Origin of the sequence: Pseudoxanthomonas sp. PXM02 (genome assembly GCF_014851805.1) — a bacterium.
GTDB lineage: Bacteria > Pseudomonadota > Gammaproteobacteria > Xanthomonadales > Xanthomonadaceae > Pseudoxanthomonas_A.
The window spans coordinates 89,999-115,688 of record NZ_JACVAK010000002.1 but is presented as its reverse complement, the minus strand read 5'-3'; the positions used below and the strand labels follow the sequence as shown (position 1 = coordinate 115,688).

Here is a 25,690-nt window from a genome sequence, read left to right as displayed (position 1 = left end):
GTTCTTGAACCCCCCTGCCGCCAATGTGCTACTGAGCGGCGCGCTCTTCGGGGCGAACCTTGAACCATGCCGCATACAGGGCCGGCAGGAAGAACAGGGTCAGCACGGTCGCGACGGTCAGGCCACCCATGATGGCGACGGCCATCGGACCGAAGAACGCACTGCGCGACAGCGGGATCATCGCCAGCACCGCGGCCAGCGCGGTCAGCACGATCGGGCGGAAGCGGCGCACGGTCGCGTCGATGATGGCGTGCCAGCGGTCGTGTCCGGCCTGGATGTCCTGGTCGATCTGGTCCACCAGGATCACCGAGTTGCGCATGATCATGCCCGCCAGCGCGATGGTGCCCAGCATGGCGACGAAACCGAACGGCACGCGGAACACCAGCAGCGCCAGCGTCACGCCGATCAGGCCCAGCGGCGCGGTCAGCAGCACCAGCGCCATCCGCGAGAAGCTGCGCAGCTGCAGCATCAGCAGCGTGGTCACCGCGAGCAGGAACAGCGGCATGCCGGCGGCGATCGACTTCTGCCCGCGCGCCGAATCCTCGACGGTACCGCCGGTCTCCAGCAGATAGCCCTGCGGCAGCGTGTCGCGGATGTCGTCGAGCGTGGGCGAGATCTGCGCCACGACCGTCGGCGCCGTCACGGCATCAGTGTTCAGGTCGGCGCGAACGGTGACGGTCGGCAGGCGGTCGCGATGCCAGATGATGCCGTCCTCGAACGCGTACTCAAGGTTGGCGATCTGCGACAGCGGCACGCTGCCACCATTGCTGGTCGGCACTGCCAGGCTGCCCAGCAGGTCAAGCCGCGTGCGCTCTTCTTCAGGCCCGCGCAACAGGATCTCCACCAGTTCGTTGCCTTCGCGGTAGGTACTGACGCTCAGCCCCGACAGCGAACCGGATAGGAAGTGCGATACCTGCGACGTGCTGACGCCCAGCGCGCGCGCGCGGTCCTGGTCGATCTGCAGGCGCACGATCTTGCTCGGCTCGCTCCAGTCCAGGTTGACGTTGGTGACGTGCGGGTTGGCGCGCACCTTCTCCGCCATCTGCTGCGCGATGGCCTGCACGCGATCGATGTGTTCGCCGGACACGCGGAACTGGATCGGATAACCCACCGGCGGACCGTTCTCCAGGCGCGTCACGCGGAACTGCAGCTCCGGGAACTGCGGCGCCACTTCGTCGATCAGCCAGCGGCGGGTCGATTCGCGCGCCTCGATGTCGTCGGTCAGCACCACGAACTGCGAGAAGTTGGACTGCGGCAACTGCTGGTCCAGCGGCAGGTAGAAGCGCGGCGAACCGGTGCCGACGTAGGCGACGTAGTTGAGAATGCCGTCGCGCTTGGCCAGCATCTTTTCCAGCTTCTGCGCCTGGGCGTCGGTGGACTTCAGCGAACTGCCTTCGGCCAGTTCCAGGTCCACCATCAGCTCGGGGCGCACGGAGTCCGGGAAGAACTGCTGCGGCACGAAGCGGAACAGCGCGATCGACGCCACGAACGCCGCCGCAGTCACGCCGATCACCAGCCAGCGATGGCGCAGGCAGAACGCCAGCCACGCACGGAACCTTCCGTAGAACGGCGTGTGGTACGGATTGTGGTCGTGCGCATCGTGCGACTTCGGCGCCAGCATGCCGGCGTACCGCGGCCAGCGATCCGCCAGCCCCGCGCGAAATCCGTGCCAGCGCGCGGCGAGCGATCCCGGCTTGGGCGGCTGCGGATTGCCGAGGTCGGGCAGCATCTTGTCGCCCAGGTACGGGATGAACAGCACCGCCGCCACCCACGACACCACCAGCGCGATGGTCACCACCTGGAACAGCGAGCGCGTGTACTCGCCCGTGCTGGACGCCGCGGTAGCGATCGGCAGGAAGCCCGCCGCCGTCACCAGCGTGCCGGTCAGCATCGGGAACGCCGTCGATTCATAGGCAAAGCTCGCCGCCTTCAACCGATCGAAGCCCTGCTCCATCTTGATGGCCATCATCTCGACCGCGATGATCGCGTCGTCGACCAGCAGGCCGAGCGCCAGCACCAGCGCGCCCAGCGATATCTTGTGCAGGCCGATGCCGAAGTAATGCATCACCGCGAACGTCATCGCCAGCACCAGCGGGATCGATACCGCCACCACCAAGCCGGTGCGCATGCCCAGCGAGAAGAAGCTGACCAGCAGCACGATGATCACGGCCTCGGCCAGCACGCGGACGAATTCTCCCACCGAGTCCTCGACCGCCGCCGGCTGGTCGGACACCTTGCGCAGTTCCATGCCCGTGGGCAGCGTCTTCTGCAGTCGCTTGAACTCGGACTCCAGCGTCGCGCCCAGCTTGAGGATGTCGCCGCCGTCCTTCATCGCCACCGCGATGCCGATGCCGGGCTGGCCCATGAAGCGCATGCGCGGTGCAGCCGGATCGGCGAAGCCGCGCTCGATCTCGGCGATGTCGCCCAGCTTGACCGTACGGTCGCCGGCGCGGATCGGGAATTCGCGGATCTCGTCGACCGAGCCGAACTCGCCGCTCACGCGCAACTGCACGCGATCGCTGGGCGTCTCGAAGAAGCCAGCCGGCGTCATCGCGTTCTGTTCCTCCAGCGCCTGCTGCACCGCGCTCAAGGGAATGCCCAGCGTGGCCAGCTTGGTGTTGGAGAGTTCGACCCAGATCTTCTCGTCCTGCAGGCCGACCAGTTCGACCTTGCCGACGTCGTCCACGCGCTGCAGTTCCAGCTGGATGCGGTCGGCGTAGTCCTTCATCACCGCGTAGTCGAAGCCCTCGCCGGTGAGCGCGTAGATGTTGCCGAAGGTATCGCCGAACTCGTCGTTGAAGAACGGGCCGATCACGCCGCTGGGCAGCGTGGCGCGGATGTCGCCGACTTTCTTGCGTACCTGGTACCAGAGTTCGGGCACGTCCTTGGACTTCATGGAATCGCGCGCCATGAAGATCACCTGCGACTCGCCCGGGCGCGAGTACGAGCGAATGAACTCGTATTCACCGGTCGTCATCAGCGCCTTCTCGACGCGCTCGGTGACCTGCTTCGAGACCTCTTCAGCGGTCGCGCCCGGCCACACCGTGCGCACCACCATCGCCTTGAAGGTGAAGGGCGGATCTTCGGACTGGCCCAGGTGCTTGTACGACCACGCACCGATGATGCCCAGCAGGATCATCATGAACAGCACGAGGCTGCGGTTGGTCAGCGCCCACTCGGAGAGATTGAAGCGGCGCATGCCATTACTCCGAGCGCGAGGCGACGTTGGCGGTGCCGCCGGCGGCGGGCGCCTTCAGCGGACGATTGTCGCGGTCGACGGGCGCGACGACCTGCCCCTCGCGCAACAGGTGGCCACCCGCCGCGACCACCCAGTCGCCGGCCTTCACGCCGCCCAGCACCGGCACCGACGCTTCGCCATAGGGACCGAGCTGCACGACCTGCGCGCGTACCTTGCCGTTCGCCGGATCCACGACCCAGACCGTGGTCTTGCCATCCTCACCGCGCTGGATGGCCGACAGCGGCAGCTTCAACGCCGCCTTGGTGCCGTTCTCCTGCACGTAGACGCGCGCGCTCTGCCCCAGCTCGACCTGCTGCTGTGCCTCGCCCACCAGACTGACGCGCGCCGCATAGGTCCGTGTCTGCGCGTCCGCGGCGGGCGCGATCTCGCGGATGGCGCCGGGCAGGCGTTGGCCGGGGGCGTTCCACAACTCGATCACCACCGGCTGGCCTACGCTGAAATCGCGGATGCGGTTTTCCGGCAGGCCAATAGCCACTTCGCGACCGCCATCGGCGGCCAGCGTGAAGACGGTCTGGCCGGCGGCCACCACCTGACCTGCTTCGGCCTGACGGCTGGCGATCACACCGTCGCGCGGTGCGCGCAGCTGCGAATAGCCTTCCTGGTTGCGCATCACGTCCATCTGCGCGCGCGCGGCACGCGCCTGGCCTTCGGCCGCCTTGTACGCCGCGACCTGCGCGTCGTACGCGGACTGGCTGATCAGCTTGTCGCCCACGAGCTTGGCGTAGCGGTCACGGTCGCCGCGCGCACGGACGAGGTCGGCTTCGGCCGCCGCAAGCTGCGCCTGCGCCGCCTGTGCCTGCAGGGCGAAATCGCCGGGATCGAGCAGCGCGAGCACTTCACCCTTCTGCACGCGGGCACCCGCATCCACGTTGCGGCGGACGAGGTTGCCGCCGACGCGGAACGACAGCGGACTCTCTTCCCGCGCACGCACCTCGCCGGCGTATGCCGACAGCGCAGCGTCGGCGCCACCGCCGGGCTGCACGACGAGCGCAGGCTGTGGCGTCTCCGCCGGCTGCTCCGCACTGCAGGCGGCCAGGCCGACCAGGACGATTCCGAACACTCCGTTCCAGCGCGACTGGCGCATGACCGCTCCGTTGAGGCTTCAATTAGTGGACTTGGCGGTATAGTATAAATATCGAACCGAGTAGTCTAGTATTACGACATGGTCAGCCCACGCCCCTCCGCCAGCCGCTCCAAGTCCCCCGCCAAGCCCGCCTCCAGCGGCCCAGGCCGCCCCAAGGACCTGGGCAAGCGCGCCGCCATCCTCGAAGCCGCCAAGCAATTGTTCGCGCGCGAGGGTTTCAACGGCGTCAGCATGGACCAGATCGCCGCCGAGGCAGGCGTCTCCAAGCTCACGGTGTACAGCCACTTCGGCGACAAGGACGCCCTGTTCGCGGCGGCCGTGCAGGCCAAGTGCGAGGAAATGCTGCCGGACGCCCTGTTCGAGATCGAACTGACCGGCAGCCTCCGCGACCAGCTCAAGGCCATCGCGCAGGCTTTCTTCGCGCTGATCACCAGCGAGGAGGCCATCAGCACGCACCGCATGATGATGGTCCCGGGCAACATCGACGACAAACTCAAGCAGACGTTCTGGGAAGCCGGTCCGCAGCGCACCCACGATGCCTTCGCGGCGATGCTGCAGGCCCTGGTGGCGAAGGGCGAGTTGGACGTGCCCGATGTCGGCACCGCGTCGGTGCAGTTCTTCACCCTGATCAAGGGCGAAGTGCATGCGCGCATGACCTGCGGCCTGTGCAGCCAGCCCGGCCCGCTGGACACCCGCCGACACATCGATGCGACGGTGGACATGTTCCTGAGGGCCTATGGCAAGCGCTGAAGCTGAAGCCCAACCCCGGGAGACGGAGGTTGCGGTGACTTCCGGCACTGCGTCCGTTGCGGCGGCTGCCCCGATCCTTGCCCAGCGCGGACGGAGCCAGCCCGGTAAAATGCCCGGCCCAGCCCTCCGCGTCGGATGACCACCCCCATGACGATCAACTACACCCAGGCCCGCGAAAACATGGTCGAGCAGCAGGTACGTCCGTGGGACGTGCTGGATGCGCGCGTGCTCGAGACGCTGGCCACGCTGCCGCGCGAAGCCTTCGTGGCCGAATCGCACCGCGCGCTGGCTTACGCGGACCTGGAACTGCCGCTCGGCCACGGCCAGACGATGGCCAAGCCCGTCATCGAAGGCCGTACCCTGCAGGCGCTGAAGCCGCAGGCCGACGAGGACGTACTGGAAATCGGCACCGGCAGCGGCTATCTGACCGCGTGCCTTGCACACCTCGCCCGCGAGGTCGTCAGCCTGGAGATCCAGCCCGAACTCGCCGACGCCGCGCGCGCGCGCCTCGACGCCACCGGCCTGGGCAACAACGTGCGCATCGAGTCCGTCGACGCCCTGACCTGGGAAACCGACCGTCGCTTCGACGTGGTCTGCGTGACCGGGGCCGTGTCCGCCGTGCCTTCCCGTTTCCTGCAATGGCTGCGTCCGGGTGGCCGCCTGTTCGTCGTGCAGGGCGTGTCGCCGGTGATGGAAGCCGTGCTGCACGTCAACGATGTCAACGGCACCCGCATCGAATCGTTGTTCGAAACCGACCTCCCCTATCTGGTCGGCGCCGCACCGGCGCCCCAGTTCGTCTTCTGAAGATACAAAAAGGAACCCCCGCATGAGCCGTCGCCCCCTCGTACTCGCGCTCGCACTGGCCTTGCCGGCCGCGGCCAACGCCACCGACCTGATGCAGACCTATGAGCTGGCGCGCACTGGCGACCCTCAGCTGTCCATCGCCGAATCCACCCGCCTGTTCGACAAGGAAGGCGCGGTGCAGGCACGCGCAGCGCTGCTGCCGCAGGTCAACGGCAGTGCGGGCTACACCCTCACGCACAGCAGCCGCCCGGGCCGTCCCACCGGCGACGCCAAGGGCCGTGACTACGGCGTGGAAGTCAGCCAGACCATCTTCGACTGGAGCCGCATCGCCAACCTGCGTGGCCAGCGCGCCATCAGCCAGGCTGCCGACTACGACCTGGCGTCGGCGAACAACCTGCTGATCACGCGGACCTCCGCCGCGTACTTCAACGTGCTGATCGGCATCGAGTCGCTGGCGGCCGCCGAGACCAACGAAGCCGCGTCGAAGAAGCAGTTCGACTACGCGCAGAAGCGCCTGGACGTGGGTCTGGCGCCGATCACCGACGTGCACGAAGCCCGTGCGCAGTACGACAGCGCGCGCGCCAACACCATCCTGGCCCGCAACGCGCTGGACGACAGCTACCGCGCCTTGGCCGAGATCACCGGCCAGCCGATCAGCGGCCTGAAGGGCCTGCCGGACGACTTCCGCCCGGAACTGCCGCCGGAGCAGAACGCACAGGCGTGGGTGGATCGCGCGCTCGAGCAGAACCCCGATTTGAAGTCGGCGCAGTATTCGCTGGAGTCCGCGCAGCATGGCGTGTCCAGTGCGCGTGCCGGCCACTACCCGACGCTGAACTTCCGCGGCGGTTACTCCAATGGCACTGATTGGGATTCCGTCGCCGGCACCCTGTCCTCGGATGTGGAAGGCTACAACTGGGGCATCACGCTGACCGTACCGATCTTCTCCGGCGGCGCCACCCAGTCGGGCGTGCGCCAGGCGTTGGCCCAGCGCGACCGCGCCGCCGATGGTCTTGAGCAGACCCGCCGCGCGCTGGTCCGCAATACCAGCAACGCCTACCAGGCGCTGGTCGCCGGCGTGACCGAAGTGGAAGCGCGCCGCCTGGCGGTCGTGTCCGCGCAGAGCGCACTGGATGCTTCGCAGGTCGGCCTGGAAGTCGGTACCCGCACCGTGCTGGACGTGCTGCAGAACCAGCGCACGCTGTTCCAGGCGCAGGTCGAGTACGCGCAGGCGCGCTACAACTTCCTGCAGAACCGCCTGCTGCTGGAACAGGCCGCCGGCACGCTGGACGGCGCCGACGTGCAGGACGTAAACCGCCTGTTGACCGCCGACGCCGAAGCGCGCCTGTCGTCGCAGCCGGTCACGCAGTAACTCCTCGCGTCCTTCGCGATCACGACGGCGGGCTTCGGCCCGCCGTTGTCGTTTGTGGCACCCGGATTCTTGTGGGAGCGACGACAGTCGCGAAGCAGGAATACATCAACTGTCAGGAAAGCTCGCGACTCACGTCGCTCCCACAGCACGCCTTGCGGATCAGATCACGCCGCAGCTCCGCATCGCTGCAATCTCGTCATCGATGTAGCCAACCTCACGTAACACCTCGTCGGTATGCTGCCCTAGCAACGGCGGTGCACGCGGCGTATCGACCGGTGTCACCGACAGTTTCAAGGGACTTCCGATCAGCGGAAGGCTCGCAGACTGCGGATGCGCGACGCGCGCGACCATGCCTCGCGCCTGCACCTGCGGGTCAGCGAACACGTCGGCGATGTCGTTGACTGGTCCACACGGAATGCCTGCAGCCTCCAGCAACGGCAGCCATACACTCCTGTCGCGCAGCCGCAACGCTTCCTGCAGCCGCGGCGCCAGCACGTCGCGATGGCGCACGCGTCCCGCATTCGTCGCAAAGCGCTCGTCGCTGGCCAGCGCGGATTCGTCCAACACACCACACAACCGCGCGAACTGCCGGTCGTTGCCCACCGCCACGATGATGTGCCCATCGGCCACGGCGAAGACCTGGTAGGGAACGATGTTGGCGTGCGCATTCCCCTGCCGTGGTGGCGCTTGCCCACCGACCAGGTAATGACTGCCGAGATTGGCCAGCATCGCGACCTGCGCATCCAGCAGCGCCATGTCGATGACCTGCCCTTCGCCCGTCGCATCGCGGTGGCGCAAGGCGGCAAGAATGGCCACCGAGGCGTACATGCCGGTGAACAGGTCGGCGACGGCGACGCCGACTTTCTGCGGTTCACCATCGGCCGCACCGGTGACGCTCATCAGGCCACCGAGCCCCTGTACGGCAAAGTCGTAGCCGCCGCGCTGCGCGTACGGACCATCCTGTCCGAAGCCGGTGATCGAGCAGTACACCAGGCGCGGATTGATCGCCCGCAGCGTCGCGGCGTCCAGCCCATGGCGCGCCATGTCGCCGACCTTGAAGTTCTCGACCAGCACATCGCTCTTCATGGCCAAGCGGCGGATGACGGCCCGTCCTTCGTCGGTCGCGATGTCGACCGTCAGCGACCGCTTGTTGCGGTTCGCGCACAGGTAGTACGCAGACTCCGACGTTTCGTTGCCATCGGCATCACGCAGGAACGGTGGACCCCAGCCGCGCGTGTCGTCGCCGCTGCCGGGACGCTCCACCTTGATGACCTCGGCCCCCAGGTCCGCCAGCACCTGCGTGCACCACGGACCGGCGAGCACGCGTGTCAGGTCCAGCACGCGCACACCCTCCAGCGCGCGCGGCATCGGCGTATTCATGCCTGTGGTGCCGGCAGATGCGGCGCGATCATCGTCAGCGTGCGGCCGAGTGCGCCACGGCCATGCTCCACCAAGGCGCGCCCGCGGTCCGCCATCTCGCGTCGACGCGCATCATCGGCGAGCAACGCCTCAAGCGCGTTACCCACGCCGGCCACATCCTGCGCGATCACCAGTGCGTCGGCTTCCTTGAGGCGCCGGGAGATCTCGCTGAAGTTGTGCAGATGCGGCCCCGTGACGGCAGGCGTGCCGACCGCGGCGGGCTCCAGCATGTTGTGCCCGCCGATCGCCTGCAGGCTGCCGCCGACGAAGGCCACGTCCGCACAGGCGTAGAACGCCATCAGCTCGCCCAGCGTGTCGAGCACGAAGACATCGTTGCCCGCAGAGGGCCAGCCATCGACGCGACGCGTGCCGACATTCCATCCCGCTGTGCGCGCCGCCTCGGCCACGCGCGGGAACCGCTCGGGGTGCCGCGGCGCCCACAGCAACAGCAGGTCAGGCCAGCGCTGGCGCAGGCGCGCGTGGAGCGCAAGCACCGGCGCTTCTTCGTCTTCGTGCGTACTGGCGGCAATCCAGACCGGGCGGCCACCGGACAGATGCTGGCGGAAACCGGCCACTACGTCGCCGACGTTGTCCGGCACCGGAATGTCGAACTTGAGATTGCCGACATCGCGTACCTGCTCCGGCAGCGCGCCCAGTTGGACGAAGCGCGATGCGTCGTCACGGGATTGCGCGGCCACCTTGCGCACCGTGCGCAACGTACGCGTGATCAACGGACGCAGCACGCTGTACCCGCGCAGCGAACGTGCGGACAGGCGCGCATTGAGGATGTACAGCGGCACCTGTCGATCGTGGCAGCCGAACAACAGGCTGGGCCACAACTCGGTCTCCATGATCAGCGCCAGACGCGGCTGGAACTGCCGCAGGAAGCGCGACACGGCACCCGGCAAGTCGTAGGGTGAGTAGACGTGCAGCACGCGCTCGCCCCAGAGCGCCTGCACCCGCTGCGAACCGGTCGGCGTGATCGTCGTAATGAGCAGGCGCAGGCCGGGGTGCCGTTGCAGCAACGCGTCGACCACGGGCGCGGCGGCGTTCACCTCGCCCACCGACACCGCGTGCAGCCAGACATCGACCGGAGTGACTGCCGTGTCGTAGCTGCCGTAGCGCTCGTTCCAGCGCTGGAAGTACTCGGGATAGCGGAAGCCGCGCCAGATCAGGTGGTAGACCGTGACCGGCGTCAGCACGTACAGCACCACCGAGTAGAGGGCGCGCAGCAGGCGTTCGGCGGTACGGTTCGACATTGGCGACAAGGATACCCGGGGGCGCCGCTACAATGGGTCATGGCCGAACCCGAGAAGCGATCCTCCGACGCCGGCGAGCGTGCACCGATGGGCCCGCGGCAATGGCCGTCCTGGCTGGGCATCGGCCTGGCCTGCCTGGCCGCCCGCATACCGTGGTCCCTGCAACGCCCGATCGGCCGCGCCGTGGGTGCGCTGCTCTACCGTGTGTTGCGCGACCGCAGGCATGTGGCCCAACGGAACATCGCCCTGTGCTTTCCCGAACTGGACGGTGCGCGCCAGGACGCGCTCGCCCGCGCCAGCTTTGGCGAGCTCGGCATCGGCCTGTTCGAATTCGCGCGCGCGTGGTGGGGCAGCGTCGACCCGATGCGGAAAGGCCTGCAGGTCGAAGGCCTGGAACACCTTGCGGCCGCGCGCGCCGGGGGCCGCGGGGTGATCGTAGTCTCCGGCCACTTCACCACGCTGGAAATCTCGGCGCGCCTGATGTGCGACTACGCGCCGCTGGCCGGCATGTACCGTCCGCACAACCAGGGCGCGATGGAATGGGCGGTCAAACGCGGCCGGCTGCGTTACGCCGCCGCGATGTTCACGCGCGAGGAACTGCGCCCCGCGCTGAAGCACCTCAAGCAGGGCGGCCTGCTGTGGTTCGCGCCCGACCAGGATACCCGCCGCGGCGACAGCGTGTTCGTGCCGTTCTTCGGCCACCCCGCCTACAGCCTGACCTCGACGCACCAGTTGGCGCGGCTCTCCGGTGCGGCGGTGATCGCGTTCTCGCATGTCCGTCGCGAAGACGGCGGCTACACGTTGCGGCTGTCGCCCGCGTTCGAGGAGTTCCCCTCGACCGATGCCACCGCCGACACCGCACGCGTGATCGCGTCGATCGAAGCGATGGTGCGGCAGGCGCCCACGCAGTACCTGTGGATCCATCGGCGCTTCAAACGCCAGCCCGACGGGCGCGGCGAACTCTACCGGTAGAGATCCGGCTCGCCGGGCGGGCGCGTCTTGAACCGGCGGTGCACCCACAGGTATTGCTCGGGATGCTGGCGGACAACGGCTTCCAGCTCGGCCATGTAGCGCGCCGCGTCCTGCGCCGGATCACCACTCGGCCAACCCTCCCAGGTCGGCTCCACGCGCAGCTGGTAGCGTCCGTCCGCATCGCGATGGAACCAGAACGGCAACACCACCGCATTGCCGCGTCGCGCAAGATCCGGGGTGGCCGTCAGGGTCGCCGCCGGCACGCCGAAGAACGGCACGAACGCATTCTGGTAGTTGAAGTCCTGGTCGGCCGAGTAGGCGACGATGCCCCCGCGCGAGAGCGTGCGCAGCAGGCCGCGCACGTCCTTCTTGCCGATCACGTCGGCGAACACGCGGCGACGCGCGCCATCCATCAGCCGCTCGATGCACGGATGGTTGTTGCGGCGCGCGACGATGTTGATGCGTTCGCCGAGCGCATCGCCCAACAGGCGCGCACAGAGTTCCGAATGCGGGATGTGCCCGCCGAACAGCAGCACGCCACGTCCCTGCGACCGCGCGGCATGGACGTGTTCCAGACCCTGCACGTCGGCGCATCCCCGCAGCGCGCGCGCAGGCGCATACCAGCCGCGGACAAGTTCCAGCGTACCGGTCACCGTGGCACGCACGGTGTCGCGTAACAGGCGCGCACGTGCAGGTTCATCCAGTTCGGGAAAGCAGAGCGCCAGGTTGGTCGCGGCATGACGCCTGCGCTTGGCCAGCAAGGGCCACAGCAGCGATGTGGCGACTTTCCCCATGGCCAGCAGCCAGGACTGTGGCAGCCGCGCGATACCCGAAGCCAGCAGGTTGGCGGGCGCTACGAACCAGCAGCGCACGCCCGAGGCGCGCTCACTCGCCATCGCGCGCCAGCAGGCTGCCCGCATACAGGGCCGCCAGCATCAGGGTAAGTCCGCCCCAGAAGGTGGAATAGAACGCGAGGTGCGTATTCAGCGGGAACACCGTGACGGCGAGCGCAAGCATCGCAGGGCGCGCACGGTCCTTCGCCTGAGGGGTGGCATAGCGCCATGCGCGCCAGGCCAGCGCAGCGCCTGCCAGCCACAGCAGCAGGCCGATGACGCCGGTCTCGCTGAGTATTTCCAGGACGATCTGGTGGGCGTGCAATGCAGGACCTTCGCCCCACGCCGGCCGCTGCTGCGGCGTCGCATCGCAGTCCGGATAGGCTTCGCGGAAGCCACGCGCGCCCACGCCATTGATCGGACGCTCCAGCACCATGCAGGTCGCGGCGGACCAGATCTGCGCGCGGCCCGAAAGCGCCGTATCCACACCCGATCCATCGGCCGTCAGCGCCTGCGTGGTACGCACGACGCGCTCGCGCACCTGCGGCGAGACGACGGCCAGCAACGCCAGCAACAACGCGCCGAAACCGAACACCGCCAGCAACCGCTTCCAGCCCAGCAGGCGCCAGCCCGAGAACACCAGCACCAGCGCATACGTGATCCAGGCCGCGCGTGCACCCGCCAGCAGGACCACGATGCCCACCAGGGTCGCCGCCAGCAGCCATCCTGCGACCTCCATGCGTCGTGCGGCCACGAACAGCAGGAACGGCGACAGGCTGGCCATGACCATGCCCAGCTTGAGGTTGCACGGCCCGAGGAAGCCGCTCAGACGATCCACCGCCAGCGTGGCGTCCTCCGTGCACATCGGCCGGCCGCTGATCAGCTGCTTCAGCTGGTCCAGTCCCCAGAACATCGGGCTGCTGCCGAACACCACCTGTGCCAGTGCATCCATCGTCCAGATCGCCACGATGATCGCCAGGCCGTTGAACGTGGTGCGCCTGGCCGACGCGTTCGCCACCGCGGCCGCCACCAGCCACAGGAACGGCAGGTAGCGCAGGTCGACCGCGGCCTCGCGCAGGGCGCGTGGCGTGTCGACCGCATCGATCGCGGAAATCGCCTCCGGCAGCCAATAGGCCGCGAACAGCGCGCTGGTCAGCGCCCATGCGCCTCCACTCAGCAGCTTGGTGCCACCGCGGAAGCGGTCCAGCAGCAGGCGCACGATGGCCGCCAGCGCGCCCAACACCATGATCGCTTCGGCATAGCCAGGCGCCGGCCACAACGCGACAAACGTCAGGACCCAGGCAGGCGCCCAGCGCCAGCCGTGCGGATCGCGTCGCGCGGAGGTGTCAGGGAGCGTGGGCGAGGGAACGTTCATCGGCGAGATCGTGGTAGAGGGCGAGCGTGGCGTCCTGCATCGCACGCAACGTGTAGGCATGCATCGTAGCCAATGGCGGCGATGGATGGGTGAGCATCGCCATCGCAGCATCGAACAACCGATCCTCATCGAAGGCAGGAACGGCGCCGCGCGGCTGCAGGTCCGCCAACAGCTCCCCGACGCCGCCGTGCGCCCAGCCCACCACCGGGCGTCCCACCGACAGGCTTTCGATGACGGTGCGGCCGAAGGCTTCCGGCTTGCGCGACAGCTGCAGCACCAGATCGCAGGCGGCGTAGGCGCGTGCGATCTCCGTGGTCGGCGGCGTGATGGCGAGCGCGTCGGCACAGCCCACACGGCGGGCCTCTGCTTCCAGGTCCAGCACGTACTGCTCGCGCCCCGCTTCGCGCGCACCCGGCATCCACAGGCGGGCATCGATGTCCGCTGTGCGCAGCCGCGCCAACAGCGCGATGGCGTCGCCATGCCCCTTCAGGCGCGTGCCGCGTCCGGGAAGCAGCAGCAACGGCCCGTCACCGGCCAGTGCGGGATGCTGCGCCGCCGCCCATGCGCGCGCTTCGCGATCGGGGTGCGGTGCGCGCGGAAACTGTGCCGGATCGATACCTCTCGGGATCACGGCCAGCTTGCCGGGATCGGCTTGCGGGTAGTGCTGCAGCAGATAACGGCGCACGCAGTCGGACACACAGATCACCCGCTCGCCGCGCGTCATCACCGCGCTGTAGCGACCGGGCGAATTGAGCCCGTGCATGGTGGTGACGAAGCGCGGACGCGAGGCAGCGGGCATGCCGCGCACGGCCCACAAGCCGATCCATGCAGGCAGCCGCGAGCGCGCATGCACGATGTCGGCGCCGATATCGGCGAACAGCCGCCGCAAGGCGCCGACATGGCGCAGCGTCAGCAATGACTTGCGCCCGATGTCGAGGGTGATGTGCTCGGCCCCGGCGGCACGCAACGCGGATTCGAGGCGACCTCCCGCCGACACGACCACGGCACGATGCCCGGCACGCACCAGCGCATCGGCGATCTCAAGCGTGGAACGTTCGACGCCACCGGACTCCAGCGCCGGCAGCAGCTGGACGACGGTCAGGCGGCGCATGGGCGGTGAGCCACGCGCGGGGCCCGCATCATCCGGTCAGTCGGCCAGGACGAAGTGCGAACCGCAATACGGGCACTGCACTTCCCCACCCGCCGCATCCTCGATGGCCAGGTACACGCGCGGGTGCGAATTCCACAGCGCCATCGACGGCAGCGGACAGCTCAGCGGCAGGTCGGCGCGCGACACGGTGTAGCGCTTCTCGGCGTTGGCGGGCGCGGTGGCGGTCTGGCTCATGGCGGTGCGAGGGGTGATGGAACGAGGCGGCCAGTCTACCAGCCAGCGCCCCGCGGGCGTGCCCACGGATACGGCATCCGCAACGCAAAACGCCGCCCCGCGCGAGCGGGACGGCGTTTGCGGGGTATCCGGCCGGGGGAGGAAGGCCGGATCGCGGGACTTACTTCGCGGCCGTGGCTTCGGTCGTGATCTTCAGCGTGACCTCGTCGCTGACCATCGGCGCGTACGCGCCCACGTCGAAATCGCTGCGCTTCACGGTGGCGGTGGCGTCGAAGCCGATCGCCGGCACCTTCTTCATCGGGTGCTCGCCGGCCTTGTTCAGGGTCACGTCCAGCACGACCGGCTTGGTGATGCCCTTGATGGTCAGGTCGCCGGTGACCTTCAGCTTGCCTTCGCCCGCGGCCTCGACCTTGGTGCTCTTGAAGGTGGCGGACGGGTACTTGGCGGCGTCGAACCACTTGTCGCTGGTCAGGTGGTCATAGAACTGGTCGGCCAGCGCGCTCAGGCCGGTCAGCGGCAGCGTGACCTGCACGCTCGACTTGGACACGTCGGCGGCGTCGTACACCAGGGTGCCATCGGCCTGGCCGAAGTTGGCGCTCGGGTTGGAGAAGCCGAAATGGTTCCAGCTGGCCAGCACGTTGGTGTGGCCGGGGTCGAGCTTGTAGGTCACCGGCGCTGCGAAGGCCGAACCGGCGAACGCGAACAGGACGGCAACGAGCAGGGTCTTGCGCATGGGGGAAGTCTCCGGGTGGTGGGGGTGTCAGAGGATGCGCGCGGCTTCGTCGAAGCCCAGGCGCGGGGAACGCGGGAAGATGCTGGCGGGATCGCCGTGGCCCAGGTTGACCAGGATGTCGGACTTGATGGCGGTGCCGGCGAAGAAGGCCTCGTCGACCTTGGCGGCGTTGAAGCCGGTCATCGGGCCGGCGTCGAGACCCAGCGCGCGCGCAGCGACGATCAGGTAGCCGGCCTGCAGGCTGGCGTTGCGCAGCGCGGGCTTGAAGCGGTTCTCGCGCGGGCCGTCGAACCAGGCCTTGGCATCGGTGTGCGGGAACAGGAACGGCAGCTTCTCGTGGAAGTCTTCATCGCGACCGATGATCACCGTGACCGGTGCCGCCATGGTCTTGGCGTAGTTGCCCTCGTCCAGCGCCGGACCCAGCTTCGCCTTGGCCTCGGCCGACTTCACGAACACGAAGCGCGCCGGCGTGGTGTTGGCCTGGGTGGGCCCGAACTTCAGCAGGTCGTACAGCTGGCGCAGGGTGTCGTCGCTCACTTCGCCGCTGAAGGCGTTGTAGCTGCGGGCGGTGCGGAACAGCTGGTCGAGCGAAGCGGCGTCGAGAGCGTGGGACATGGGTTACCTGTCGCAAGGAAGGGAATCACGTCGCGGCGGCACGGGCCGGCGCATCGGAGGGGCAGTGTAGAGTGTCCTGACTATGGCAACATCCAATCGACCCGGAACGGATTGTTTTAACCAGTGGAACAAAAACCGCCCGTCGATGCCGATTCGCACGACCTCTGCACGCTGACGGACGGCCGCGCCGGCAACGTACGCCAGGCGCAGTCGCTGGCGCGTGCACTCGGTGACGATGAGCGGGACGTGGTCCTTGAACCGCGTGCTCCGTGGCGCTGGATGGCACCGCGACGGCTGCCTGGTGCGACCCGGTCGTTCGGACCGGCCTTCGATGAGCTGCTGCAGCGTCCGCCCGCACTGGCGATCGGCTGCGGTCGCCAGGCGGCGCTCGCCACACGCCTGCTGCGTGCACGCGGCAGCCACGCGGTCCAGATTCTCGATCCGCGCCTCGACCCGTCGCACTGGGATCTTGTCATCGCGCCGGAGCACGACGGACTTGCCGGTCCGAACGTCCTGACCCTGCTCGGCAGCCTGAATCCGGTCGACGATGCCTGGCTGGCCGATGCCCGCACGGCGTTTCCCGCGTTCGCCGCCCTGCCCTCGCCCCGCACGGCGGTGCTGCTCGGCGGCGACAGTGCGCACTACCGCTTCGATGCCGACGCCTTCGCGCGGCTCGCGGCATTGATCGAGGACTCGACGGCGGAAGGCGGCAGCCTGATGGTCACCACCTCGCGGCGCACGCCTGCAGGAGTGATCGATGCCGTGCGCCGGCGATGGGCGAACCGTCCGCACGCCGTCCTGTGGTGTGGTCCCTCCGACGGTCCCAATCCTTATGCCGGGCTGCTGGCGTGGGCCGACCGCATCGTCTGCACGCCGGAGTCGGTGAACATGGTGTCGGAAGCCTGCGGCACGCGCGTGCCGGTACAGGTGTTCGAGCCGGATCGCGTCACCGGGCGTCCACGTCACTTCCTCGACGCGTTGCTGGGGCTAGGACGGATCCGCCCGCTCGCCGACGGACCCGCGCCGTTCGCTGGCGATCCCTTGCGCGAGACCGCACGCGTCGCGGCTGAAGTACGGGCCCGCCTGGGCCCCTGAGTCGAAGAAGGACGCCGCTCAGCCCGCTGCGTCGAAGTCGAGCCCATGCGCCGCCGTGGTCCGCATGACGACGGCGCGTGCCATGGCCAGCGCCGCGTTCTCGACAACCAGCCTGGGGCGCCGGTCCAGCGTGCAGGCCAGTCCCTCGGCGACAAAGGTCGCGTGCACCGCATCCAGCGCGCTGGCTTCCTCCATGGATACCGCACCTTCCTTCGTCAGTGCGGCGATCAATCCCGGCGTGTCGCGCGGCGACAACAGGGCGGGCTGCGCCGCCGCATCGCGCAGGATCAGGTACTGCAGCAGGAATTCCAGATCGACCAGTCCGCCCGCGCCCTGCTTCAGGTCGAAGCGCGCGACGTCGCTGCGGTCAAGTTCGCCCCGCATGCGCACACGCATCTTCACCACGTCGTCCCGCAGCACGTCGACCTCGCGTGGTCGCGCCAGCGTCGCCGTGCGGATGTCTTCGAACGCCTGCAGCAGCGTGGCATCGCCGGCCACGCCGCGCGCGCGCACCAGTGCCTGGTGCTCCCACGTCCACGCGCGGTCGCGCTGGTACTCGGTGAAGCTCGCCAGCGACGACACCAGCAGGCCCTTTGCGCCGTCCGGACGCAGACGCACGTCCACGTCGTAGAGCCGACCCGCGGCAGTCACCGCACCCAGCAGCGCGACGATCTTCTGCGCCAGGCGTGCATACCAGCGGCCGGCTTCCATCGGGCGTGCACCGTCCGACTCCGCCTCCGCCGGTGCATCGAACAGGAACACCAGGTCGAGATCCGAACCGAACCCCAGCTCCTCGCCCCCCAGGCTGCCATAGCCGATCACCGCGAACCGGCCTGCGGCGACGATCCCGTGTGACGTGGCGACGTCGCGCGTGGCGATCTGCACGACGACGCGGACCACCTCGTCCGCCAGCCACGCCAGCTGGCGCACACTGTCGCGCGCGGACTGACGGCCATCGAGCGCAGCCAGCGCAACGCGGAAGCTCAGCGCGAGCCGGCGTTCGTTCAACACGCGGAGACAGGTCTCCGGATCGTCCTCGACCAGGGCGGCTTCGCATTCGGTGCGCAGTTCGTCGCGGTCCGGCATCGGGCCGGAGACGCGCGTGTCGAGCAGTTCGTCCAGCAGCAGCGGGTATTGCGCCAGCCGCTCCGACAGCAGCGCACTGCGCGCCAGCACGTCGACCAGCCTGCCCAGCGCGCTGGGCTGCTCATCCAGCAGCGCCAGATAGCTCGCGCGGCGCAGGATGGCCTGCAACAGCGACAGCACGCGACGCAGCGCGGCATCAGGCTGCGACGAACGCGCGCAGGCGTCGAGCAATGCGGGAACCACGCGATCCAGCCGCGCGCGCGACGCATCCGACAACGCACGCACGCCACTGAACTGCGCGAACTCGCGCAGCGCACCATCGGCGCTGCCCGCATCCGCGAAGCCTGACGACGCCAGTGTCTCCGCCTCGCCACCATCCGGCAGCGCGCGCCAGTACATCGCCAATGCACCAGGCGCCGCATCGCGCTGGCGCGGCGCCAGCAGTTCGGCGAACTCGGCGGACACCCGCGCACGCTGCACGTCCAGCGCGGCACGCAGGCTGTCCCAGTCCGGATAATCAAGGCCGCGTGCGATGCGGTGACGGTCCAACGGATCCTCGGGCAGCGCATGCGTCTGCGCATCGCGCAGCATCTGCAACCGGTTTTCCAGCCGACGCAGGAACCGGTAGGCCTGCATCAGCGCCTCGCCCTCCTCGACCGACACCTGTCGCGTGGCGACCAGCGCCGGCAACGCCACGCGCAGGCGACGTTCGCGCAACGCGGCTTCGCGACCGCCGCGGATCAGTTGCAGCGCCTGCACCAGGAATTCGATCTCGCGGATGCCACCCGGCCCGCGCTTGATGTCGTCCGCCAGCTCGCGGCGCGCGACTTCGGCCGTGATCGCCGCCTTCATCTCGCGCAGGCCGTCGAGTGCGGTGTAGTCCAGGTAGCGGCGGTAGACGAAGGGGCGCAGCGATTCCAGCCAGCGTTCACCCGCCTCGATGTCGCCGGCCACGGCGCGGGCTTTCAACCAGGCATAGCGTTCCCAGTCGCGTCCTTCGCGCTGGAAATACTGGTCCATGCCCGCGAACGACAACGCGACGCGACCGGCGTTGCCGAACGGCCGCAGGCGCAGGTCGACGCGATGGCAGAACCCGTCGACGGTCGGCTCATCCAGCAGCTTCGCCAGCCGCTGGCCCAGCCGCATGAAATAGTCCTCGGCGGCGAGCGATCGCGCACCATCGGATTCGCCGCCTTGCGGATAGGCGTAGACCAGGTCGATGTCGGACGAGAAGTTCAGCTCGCCGCCGCCCAGCTTGCCCAGGCCGAACACCACCAGCCGCTGCACGCTGCCGTCGGCGGCCCGCACCACGCCATGACGCTGCGCGAACTCCGCTTCCAGCGCCTCCAGCGCGGTCTGCAGGCAGACCTCGGCCAGGCGCGTGGTGCCAGCCAGCGTATCGTCGACGGTATCCAGACCGTGCACGTCGCGCCAGACCAGCCGCGTCGATTCGGCGATGCGGTAGCGGCGCAACAGCTCGGGCCATTGCGCGGTGTTGTCGGTGGTCAGGTCGGGCACTGGCCACGGTGCCGCGCCATCGTCGCGAAACAGTGCGGTCAGCAGATCGGGCTGACGGCGCAGGGTTTCGAGCGCCAGGTCGCTCGTCGCGATGACACACGACACGCGGTCAACGTGGCCTGCATCGGCGAGCAGTGCCTCCACGTCGGCGGACACGGCACGCAGTCGCGCCAGGCCGCGTTCGGTCAATGCGCGGCGTTCGGTGTCGAGTGTCGTGGTCGCGTCATTCATGGCGACCGATTGTGGCACGCGGCCGGCTCGACGCACGCGGTCAGCTTCGATGTGGGAGCGACGTGAGTCGCGATGCGATCGCGTGCGAAGGCATCCGTTCGCGCTACACCTCGTCCCACGACGGACCCGTATCCCGTACGGTTGCGGAATCCCCGGGAAAGCCATCGCGACTTACGTCGCTCCCACAACCTGCCTGCGCTATGCAGCTTCGGAGAGATCCGGCAACGCAGTTTCGCGTTGCAGCGACAGGCCGAACTGGTCCGCCATGTGCTTCAGTAGCACCGGCTTCACCTCGTCCATGCCGGATGGGCCGCCGAGATCGGCCAGCGACACGACCTGCAGGCCCTGGTAGCCGCAGGGATTGATGCGATGGAACGGCTCCAGGTCCATCGCAATGTTGAACGCGAGGCCGTGGAACGTGCAGCCATGGCGCACGCGGATGCCAAGTGCGCCGATCTTGGCGCCAGCGACATAGACGCCGGGCGCCCCGTCCTTGCGTTCGGCGTGGACGTTCCATTCGGCCAGCGTGTCGATCATCGCCTGCTCGATCTTGCAGACGTACTCGCGCACGCCGACTTTCAGGCGCTTCAGGTCGAACAGCGGATACGCCACGATCTGGCCGGGGCCGTGGTACGTGACCTGGCCACCGCGATCGACATGGATCACCGGAATGTCGCCTGCCGCGAGCACGTGCTCCGGCTTGCCGGCCTGGCCGAGGGTGAACACCGGATCATGCTCGACCAGCCACAACTCGTCGGCCGTGGCATCGGTGCGGGCATCGGTGAAGCGCTGCATCGCGCGCCAGACCGGCTCATACGGCTGCCGGCCGAGTTCGCGGACGATGCAGGTCGCCGTCACAGGGTCCACTTCACTTCAGGATGGTCGCGCAAGGCTTCATGGGCGGCGTCGTACTGCGCGCGGTCATTGGCCTGGAAGCGGATGCGCACGGACACATACTTGCCGTTGGCCGAATGCTTCCAGCTGATGTCTTCGTGGACGACTTCCACGCCCTTCGATTCCAGCAGGCGCGGCAGTTCGGTTTCCAGGCCGGTACCGGCCGTACCCATGGCGCTGAGCTCGAAGGTGCCGGGGAACTGGAAGCCGTGTTCGGGGTTGTCGGATTTGATTTCCATGCCCGGATTATTGGGACGGCGGGGACGAAAGCCAAGCCACGTGGCTCCCGGAACGACGAAGGGCCGCTCGCGCGGCCCTTCGTTCATGCAACCGCGCGGTTCAGCGCGCCAGCTGCACCAGGCTGGACGAGACCCAACCCTTGTTGCCGAGTTCGTCCTCGACTTCCCACATCATGCCGTCCTTGTTGCCGGTCGGGTACAGCATCATGCCCGGGTCCAGGTCACGCACCGGCTTGCCAGTGCCCTTCGGATTGGCGAAGAGGCGGCCCGGCTTGGTCATTTCGACCGCCTGCTGCGCGTTGGAGGCCGACGCATTGCCGGACAGGCCACCCAGTTCGCTCACCAGGTTGGTGTACGCCTGCAGGTAGGCCAGCGTGATGACCTGGCCGATCTCGGTGTTCGCGTAACCGCTGGCACCGCCTCCGCCCCAATGGCTGCCGGTGAACAGGCTGCCGCCCGCGCCCCAGCCGATGTCGGTCTTCTTGGCGCTGCCCTCGGCCATCGCGACCTGCTCGGACGAACGCACATCGGTGACCGTCAGCACCACGTCGGCGGTCTTCTTCTTGAAGTCCAACCCGCCGACCATGCGGCCGACGTTGCCGCCGACCAGACCACCCAGCAGACCGCTGATCGCGTTGCCACCGGCGTTGCTGTTCTGCGAGATCAGGTCCGGCACCAGCACGTAGTCGGCGGCACGGATCTGGCCCTTGCCGATGTTGGAGCGGTTGCGCAGTTCGCCACTGGCGGCGAGGTCACGCTCGGCCATCGCTGCGCCCATGCCCACGCCGCGATCCACCAGCGTGAAGCAACGCGACTTGTTGACGAACACCTTGATCAGCTTGGACGGCGCAGGCAGCTGCTGGCCGCTCCACCAGTTCACGCCATCCTCCGGCTCGATCACCGAGATCGTACCCAGCGGCTTGGCGCAGACCGGAATCTCGGCAGTCTGCTGCTTGCGCTGGTCCTGCGCGCTCTGGCGCTGCGCCCACGCGGGCGCCGTTGCGGCAGCGGCCATCAGCACGCATGCCGTCATCGTTACCGTCTTGCCAATTCCCCTGTTCACTCGTGCATCTCCTTGAGAATGATGGTGCCCGCACCCCGCGGACCTTCCGTTGCGGGCGTGGCCTGCCTTCGCGTGCCGGATCACCCGGCCCCGATGATAGGCGAAGAATGCGGTGTCGATGGCTACATACGAAAAGAGTGACAGCCAAAGGCCATCCCATGGGAGCGGCTGCGCCGAAGCGGCGATAATGCCCGCCCCGTCCGTGAGGTCCACCGTGCCCTACCTGCTCTCCAGCGTCGTCTGCAGCGTGCTCGTCTCGGTCCTGCTGAAGCTCATGCAGCGGCGCGGTATCGACACCGCCCAGGGGATCACCTGGAACTATCTCGCGGCGTCGCTGCTGTGTTTCTCGCTGCTGGATCCGCCGCTGGCGTCGCTCGCCTCACCGCACGCGCCCTGGCCGGCACTCGCGCTGCTGGCGGTGCTGCTGCCCGGCATCTTCCTCGCGTTGTCGGCGTCGGTGCGGGCAGCGGGCATCGTGCGCACCGACATCGCGCAGCGCATGTCGCTGGTGCTGTCGCTGCTGGCCGCGTTCCTGTGGTTCGGCGAACAGGCCAATGCGCAGCGCCTGACCGGCCTCGCGCTGGGCCTGCTGGCGATCGTGCTGCTGGTGCTGCGTCCGCGTGACGCCTCTGCCAAGGCCGAACGCGGCTGGACCGGTTGGGCGCTGCCCCTGCTGGTGCTGATCGGCTATGCCAGCGTGGACGTGTTGTTGAAGCACATCGCTGCGGCCGGCACGCCGTTTGCCGCGTCGCTGCAGGTCGCCTTCGTCGCAGCATTCGTCGTGATGATGGGCGTACAACTCGTGCGACATGCGCGCGGCGGCCCGGCCCTCACGCTTCCGGCGCTCGGCACCGGTTTACTGCTCGGGGCACTGAACTTCTGCAACATCCTCTTCTATGTGAAGGCCCATCGCGCGTTGCCGGACAACCCGGCCGTGGTGTTCTCCACGATGAACATCGGCGTGGTGCTACTAGGTACGCTTGCCGGAACACTGCTGTTCCGCGAACGACTCAGCCGCATGAACATGCTGGCCATTCCGCTGGCGATCATGGCCATATCACTCATTGCAGGCGCCATGCCGCGATAGGTGATTCGCGCATACTTGCCACTCGGAACGTCCCACTCACATAAGTGAATGCCTGGATTCGGAAGATATCGTGGCCGGTCCTCCAATCATGCGGCGTTGGTATCGACAAGCCCACGGTGGCACCGTCGGCCGACATCCCTCGACTGGAGACACATGCAAATGAAATCGCCGTACGTTGGAATAACCACACTCGTCGCGATCGCCGCCGGCGTCTTACTGTCGCTCGTCCATGTTCCTGGCCATGCGACCGACGACAAGCGCTGGAGCGGTGCGCTCTGCACGCCTTATGGAGGAACCAAGCAGGAGGATTACATCATTCGTGGCGATGGCATCCAGAATGCATCGACGACCGCCAACAAGTCGGTCGTGTGCGCGATCACCAAGGATGCAGACGAGGCCTACAGCGACGCGAACGGCCATGCGGCCCTGTTCGTGTACGGAACGCGCACGATCAAGGGCAGCGTGCAGTGCGTGCTCAACAAGGGCAACGCATCCTTTGGGCCCGTCGTGACCGTCACCCGCGATATCGCGTCGGCCACGACCGATTGGACTGCCACCTTCGATGCCGCCGACTTTTCGGGCGCCGGCTCGACCGCGACGATCACGGTCGTCTGCAGGCTGCCTCCCCGCGCCAAGCTCGCGCACATCCTCTGGTACGAGAACAACACGACCAACACCGCGCCGCTCTGAAGGGCTCAACCGCCACGCTCCCTCACGGGGGCGTGGTTCCTGTTGCCGACGGATGACCTGGACTTCCGGAAAACCCTATGGATACACGCAAGCTTCTTGCCCTCGCGATCGCGGTGGCCGCCGCTGCTGGCTACTTCGCTGGCCACATCATGGACCGGCAGGCCGGCGACGCGATGCCCGGGCATGCAGACGAGGGCATCGCGACCAATGCGGACCTCCTCCGGCTCTCGCGCAAGGTCGATGAACTGAACGCACGACTCTCGGCCCTCCGCACGACGGAAGCAGGAGGAATGCGCAGTTCCACCGGCAGCGGTGCGCGGGTCGCCGATCGCGAAGGCCCCTCACGCGAAGATATCGCCGCCACGCACGCCAGGATCGAGCGAGTCTTCGCCGAGGAGAAGAACAATGCGCAATGGTCGCTCGCGTCGACACGGTTGATCGAGCAGGCGCTATCGGCGGAGAAGTTCCGCGAATTCGGGGCCTTGCCACCGCTCTCTTCTGACATCGAATGCCGCAGCCGTACCTGCCGCATCCGGATGACCTATACCGACAGCGGCGAAGCAACCGATGCCGGCACACTGCTCAACTTCGAGCTGGCCAAGCAGCTTCCGTACGCGGTCGCCATGTCGAGGACGCGCGCGGACGGTAGCATTGATCACTTCATCTACGCGACGCGCGACCGACCGTTGTGAGGATGCCTCCGGCCGGAACGATGCATCGAGATCACTCCGACTCCCACCACATCCAGAACGCGTCCCACAGGCGCTTGAAGAAGCCGGCCTCTTCGATCGGGCTGATCGCCACCAGCGGCGATTGCGCCACCACCTTGCCGTCCAGCGTGACCTTCACCATGCCGATTTCCTGGCCCGCGGTGATCGGCGCCACCAGCGTCTTCGGCACGTCCATGGTCGGCTTCAGGGCGTCGTAGCGGCCGCGCGGCACGCTGACCAGCATCGGCTGTGCCACGCCCAGCTGCACTTCCTTGGCCTGGCCCTTCCACACGCGCTGCGTGGCGATGGCCTTGCCCGGCTCGTACAGGCGGTGCGTCTCGTAGAAGCGGAAACCCCAGTTCAACAGCGCCAGGCTGTCGTCGGCGCGCTGCTTCTCGGAGGTCGAACCCATCACCACGGCGACCAGACGCTGGTCACCGCGCTTGGCCGAACTCATCAGGCAGTAGCCCGCAGCGGAGTGGTGGCCGGTCTTGATGCCGTCCACGCTCGCATCACGCCACAGCAGCAGGTTGCGGTTCGGCTGGGTGATCTGCCCGACCGTGAATTCCTTGATCTTGTTGAACGCGTACTGCTCGGGGTAGTCACGGATGAAAGCGCGGCCCAGCAGCGCCAGGTCGTACGCCGTCGAGTAGTGCTCCGGCGCCGACAGGCCGTGTGCGTTGACGAAGTGCGAGCCCTTCATGCCGATCTGCGCGGCGTAGTTGTTCATCAGCGAAGCGAAGGCTTCCTGGCTGCCGGCCGCATGTTCGGCCAGCGCGATGGCGGCGTCGTTGCCCGACTGCACCGCCATGCCCTTTTCCATGTCCAGCAACGGGGCGGTCTTGTTGACCGCGAAACCGCTGTAGCTGCCGTCGGTGGCGGCGCCACCTTCGCGCCAGGCGCGCTCGCTCATCATCACCTGGTCGTCGGGCTTGATCTTGCCGTTCTTCTGCTCGGCCGCCAGCACGTACGACGTCATGACCTTGGTGATGCTGGCCGGTTCGACGCGCTCGTTGTAGTTCTCGCCCGCCAGCACCTGGCCGGTGATGTAGTCCACCAGGACCCACGCGGTGGCGGTCGGCTTGGGCGGCGGCGGAATCTCGACCGCGGCGGCGGCCGGTGCAGCGGGGGCCGGCGTCGGCGCGGGGGTCTGGGCGATGGCCAGGCCCATGGCGGTGGTCGCGAGCGCGGCGAGGGCGAAACGGAACTTCATCGGCGGAAAACTCCTGGCAAGGCCGTGGGCCTGACGGTTCAAGGCGA

At 67.8% G+C, this 25,690-nt stretch carries 23 protein-coding genes; 8 read left to right on the top strand and 15 right to left on the bottom strand.

Features of this window, described 5'->3' with window-relative positions; all coding sequences use genetic code 11:
- Positions 1 to 28: 28 nt before the first annotated feature.
- Both IB225_RS09280 and IB225_RS09275 read right to left on the bottom strand, forming a co-directional pair.
- The gene (locus tag IB225_RS09280; RefSeq protein ID WP_192310991.1) at positions 29 to 3,199 is read right to left on the bottom strand and encodes an efflux RND transporter permease subunit; all 3,171 of its coding nucleotides are present in this window, start codon (positions 3,197 to 3,199) and stop codon (positions 29 to 31) included.
- 4 nt (positions 3,200 to 3,203) lie between these two features.
- Positions 3,204 to 4,343 (bottom strand): efflux RND transporter periplasmic adaptor subunit, encoded by a 1,140-nt coding sequence (locus IB225_RS09275; protein ID WP_192310990.1) that lies wholly within the window; start codon positions 4,341 to 4,343, stop codon positions 3,204 to 3,206.
- Between the two features lie 78 nt (positions 4,344 to 4,421).
- Here IB225_RS09275 and IB225_RS09270 point away from each other — a divergent pair, with 78 nt between their 5' ends.
- The 3 genes from IB225_RS09270 to IB225_RS09260 all read left to right on the top strand — a co-directional run bounded on the left by IB225_RS09270 (position 4,422) and on the right by IB225_RS09260 (position 7,266).
- A complete protein-coding gene (locus IB225_RS09270) occupies positions 4,422 to 5,093 on the top strand; it encodes a TetR/AcrR family transcriptional regulator (protein ID WP_192310989.1) in 672 nt (223 codons plus the stop codon).
- Positions 5,094 to 5,240: 147 nt separating this feature from the next.
- Complete coding sequence (locus IB225_RS09265) at positions 5,241 to 5,897, top strand: protein-L-isoaspartate O-methyltransferase (protein ID WP_192310988.1); 657 nt, start codon at positions 5,241 to 5,243, stop codon at positions 5,895 to 5,897.
- A 22-nt stretch (positions 5,898 to 5,919) separates the two neighbouring features.
- Complete coding sequence (locus IB225_RS09260) at positions 5,920 to 7,266, top strand: TolC family outer membrane protein (protein ID WP_192310987.1); 1,347 nt, start codon at positions 5,920 to 5,922, stop codon at positions 7,264 to 7,266.
- A 159-nt stretch (positions 7,267 to 7,425) separates the two neighbouring features.
- Here IB225_RS09260 and IB225_RS09255 read toward each other — a convergent pair whose 3' ends face one another.
- Complete coding sequence (locus IB225_RS09255) at positions 7,426 to 8,646, bottom strand: CaiB/BaiF CoA-transferase family protein (RefSeq protein ID WP_192310986.1); 1,221 nt, start codon at positions 8,644 to 8,646, stop codon at positions 7,426 to 7,428.
- Positions 8,643 to 9,944 carry a lipid IV(A) 3-deoxy-D-manno-octulosonic acid transferase gene (waaA, locus tag IB225_RS09250; protein ID WP_192310985.1) on the bottom strand — a complete coding sequence of 434 codons (1,302 nt, stop codon included), beginning with the start codon at positions 9,942 to 9,944 and terminating at the stop codon, positions 8,643 to 8,645. The genes IB225_RS09255 and waaA overlap by 4 nt, the downstream gene beginning before the upstream one ends.
- A gap of 39 nt (positions 9,945 to 9,983) precedes the next feature.
- On the opposite strand from waaA, the gene lpxL reads away from it, so the two are divergent.
- On the top strand, positions 9,984 to 10,916 hold the full coding sequence (gene lpxL / locus IB225_RS09245; RefSeq protein WP_192310984.1) for an LpxL/LpxP family Kdo(2)-lipid IV(A) lauroyl/palmitoleoyl acyltransferase: 933 nt from the start codon (positions 9,984 to 9,986) through the stop codon (positions 10,914 to 10,916).
- On the opposite strand, the gene IB225_RS09240 is transcribed toward lpxL, so the two are convergent.
- The 6 genes from IB225_RS09240 to IB225_RS09215 all read right to left on the bottom strand — a co-directional run bounded on the left by IB225_RS09240 (position 10,907) and on the right by IB225_RS09215 (position 15,817).
- Positions 10,907 to 11,836 (bottom strand): lysophospholipid acyltransferase family protein, encoded by a 930-nt coding sequence (locus IB225_RS09240; RefSeq protein WP_192310983.1) that lies wholly within the window; start codon positions 11,834 to 11,836, stop codon positions 10,907 to 10,909. The genes lpxL and IB225_RS09240 overlap by 10 nt on opposite strands.
- Positions 11,802 to 13,124 (bottom strand): O-antigen ligase family protein, encoded by a 1,323-nt coding sequence (locus tag IB225_RS09235; protein ID WP_192310982.1) that lies wholly within the window; start codon positions 13,122 to 13,124, stop codon positions 11,802 to 11,804. The genes IB225_RS09240 and IB225_RS09235 overlap by 35 nt, the downstream gene beginning before the upstream one ends.
- Positions 13,096 to 14,235 carry a glycosyltransferase gene (locus IB225_RS09230; protein WP_192310981.1) on the bottom strand — a complete coding sequence of 380 codons (1,140 nt, stop codon included), beginning with the start codon at positions 14,233 to 14,235 and terminating at the stop codon, positions 13,096 to 13,098. Before IB225_RS09230 ends, IB225_RS09235 begins: the two co-directional genes overlap by 29 nt.
- A gap of 36 nt (positions 14,236 to 14,271) precedes the next feature.
- On the bottom strand, positions 14,272 to 14,469 hold the full coding sequence (locus IB225_RS09225; RefSeq protein WP_062357310.1) for a zinc-finger domain-containing protein: 198 nt from the start codon (positions 14,467 to 14,469) through the stop codon (positions 14,272 to 14,274).
- Positions 14,470 to 14,629: 160 nt separating this feature from the next.
- Positions 14,630 to 15,202, bottom strand: a complete 573-nt coding sequence (locus IB225_RS09220; RefSeq protein WP_192310980.1) for a YceI family protein — start codon at positions 15,200 to 15,202, stop codon at positions 14,630 to 14,632.
- Positions 15,203 to 15,229: 27 nt separating this feature from the next.
- A complete protein-coding gene (locus IB225_RS09215; RefSeq protein WP_192310979.1) occupies positions 15,230 to 15,817 on the bottom strand; it encodes a malonic semialdehyde reductase in 588 nt (195 codons plus the stop codon).
- Between the two features lie 123 nt (positions 15,818 to 15,940).
- Between IB225_RS09215 and IB225_RS09210 the strand changes: the two genes are divergently transcribed.
- Positions 15,941 to 16,912 carry a mitochondrial fission ELM1 family protein gene (locus IB225_RS09210; protein WP_345776602.1) on the top strand — a complete coding sequence of 324 codons (972 nt, stop codon included), beginning with the start codon at positions 15,941 to 15,943 and terminating at the stop codon, positions 16,910 to 16,912.
- Positions 16,913 to 16,930: 18 nt separating this feature from the next.
- Here IB225_RS09210 and glnE read toward each other — a convergent pair whose 3' ends face one another.
- The 4 genes from glnE to IB225_RS09190 all read right to left on the bottom strand — a co-directional run bounded on the left by glnE (position 16,931) and on the right by IB225_RS09190 (position 21,913).
- Positions 16,931 to 19,747, bottom strand: coding sequence for a bifunctional [glutamate--ammonia ligase]-adenylyl-L-tyrosine phosphorylase/[glutamate--ammonia-ligase] adenylyltransferase (gene glnE / locus IB225_RS09205; RefSeq protein WP_192310978.1), 2,817 nt, complete (start codon positions 19,745 to 19,747; stop codon positions 16,931 to 16,933).
- A gap of 198 nt (positions 19,748 to 19,945) precedes the next feature.
- On the bottom strand, positions 19,946 to 20,605 hold the full coding sequence (gene lipB, locus IB225_RS09200) for a lipoyl(octanoyl) transferase LipB (RefSeq protein WP_345776601.1): 660 nt from the start codon (positions 20,603 to 20,605) through the stop codon (positions 19,946 to 19,948).
- Positions 20,602 to 20,880, bottom strand: coding sequence for a DUF493 family protein (locus tag IB225_RS09195; RefSeq protein ID WP_192310976.1), 279 nt, complete (start codon positions 20,878 to 20,880; stop codon positions 20,602 to 20,604). Before IB225_RS09195 ends, lipB begins: the two co-directional genes overlap by 4 nt.
- Positions 20,881 to 20,980: 100 nt before the next feature.
- Positions 20,981 to 21,913 (bottom strand): CsgG/HfaB family protein, encoded by a 933-nt coding sequence (locus tag IB225_RS09190; RefSeq protein ID WP_192311840.1) that lies wholly within the window; start codon positions 21,911 to 21,913, stop codon positions 20,981 to 20,983.
- A 244-nt stretch (positions 21,914 to 22,157) separates the two neighbouring features.
- Here IB225_RS09190 and IB225_RS09185 point away from each other — a divergent pair, with 244 nt between their 5' ends.
- The 3 genes from IB225_RS09185 (at position 22,158) to IB225_RS09175 (ending at position 24,412) form a co-directional block, all read left to right on the top strand.
- The gene (locus IB225_RS09185; RefSeq protein ID WP_192311839.1) at positions 22,158 to 23,030 is read left to right on the top strand and encodes an EamA family transporter; all 873 of its coding nucleotides are present in this window, start codon (positions 22,158 to 22,160) and stop codon (positions 23,028 to 23,030) included.
- 159 nt (positions 23,031 to 23,189) lie between these two features.
- On the top strand, positions 23,190 to 23,720 hold the full coding sequence (locus tag IB225_RS09180; protein WP_192310975.1) for a hypothetical protein: 531 nt from the start codon (positions 23,190 to 23,192) through the stop codon (positions 23,718 to 23,720).
- 77 nt (positions 23,721 to 23,797) lie between these two features.
- Positions 23,798 to 24,412, top strand: a complete 615-nt coding sequence (locus tag IB225_RS09175; RefSeq protein WP_192310974.1) for a hypothetical protein — start codon at positions 23,798 to 23,800, stop codon at positions 24,410 to 24,412.
- 31 nt (positions 24,413 to 24,443) lie between these two features.
- On the opposite strand, the gene IB225_RS09170 is transcribed toward IB225_RS09175, so the two are convergent.
- Positions 24,444 to 25,643 carry a D-alanyl-D-alanine carboxypeptidase family protein gene (locus IB225_RS09170; RefSeq protein ID WP_192310973.1) on the bottom strand — a complete coding sequence of 400 codons (1,200 nt, stop codon included), beginning with the start codon at positions 25,641 to 25,643 and terminating at the stop codon, positions 24,444 to 24,446.
- Between the last annotated feature and the right edge of the window lie 47 nt (positions 25,644 to 25,690).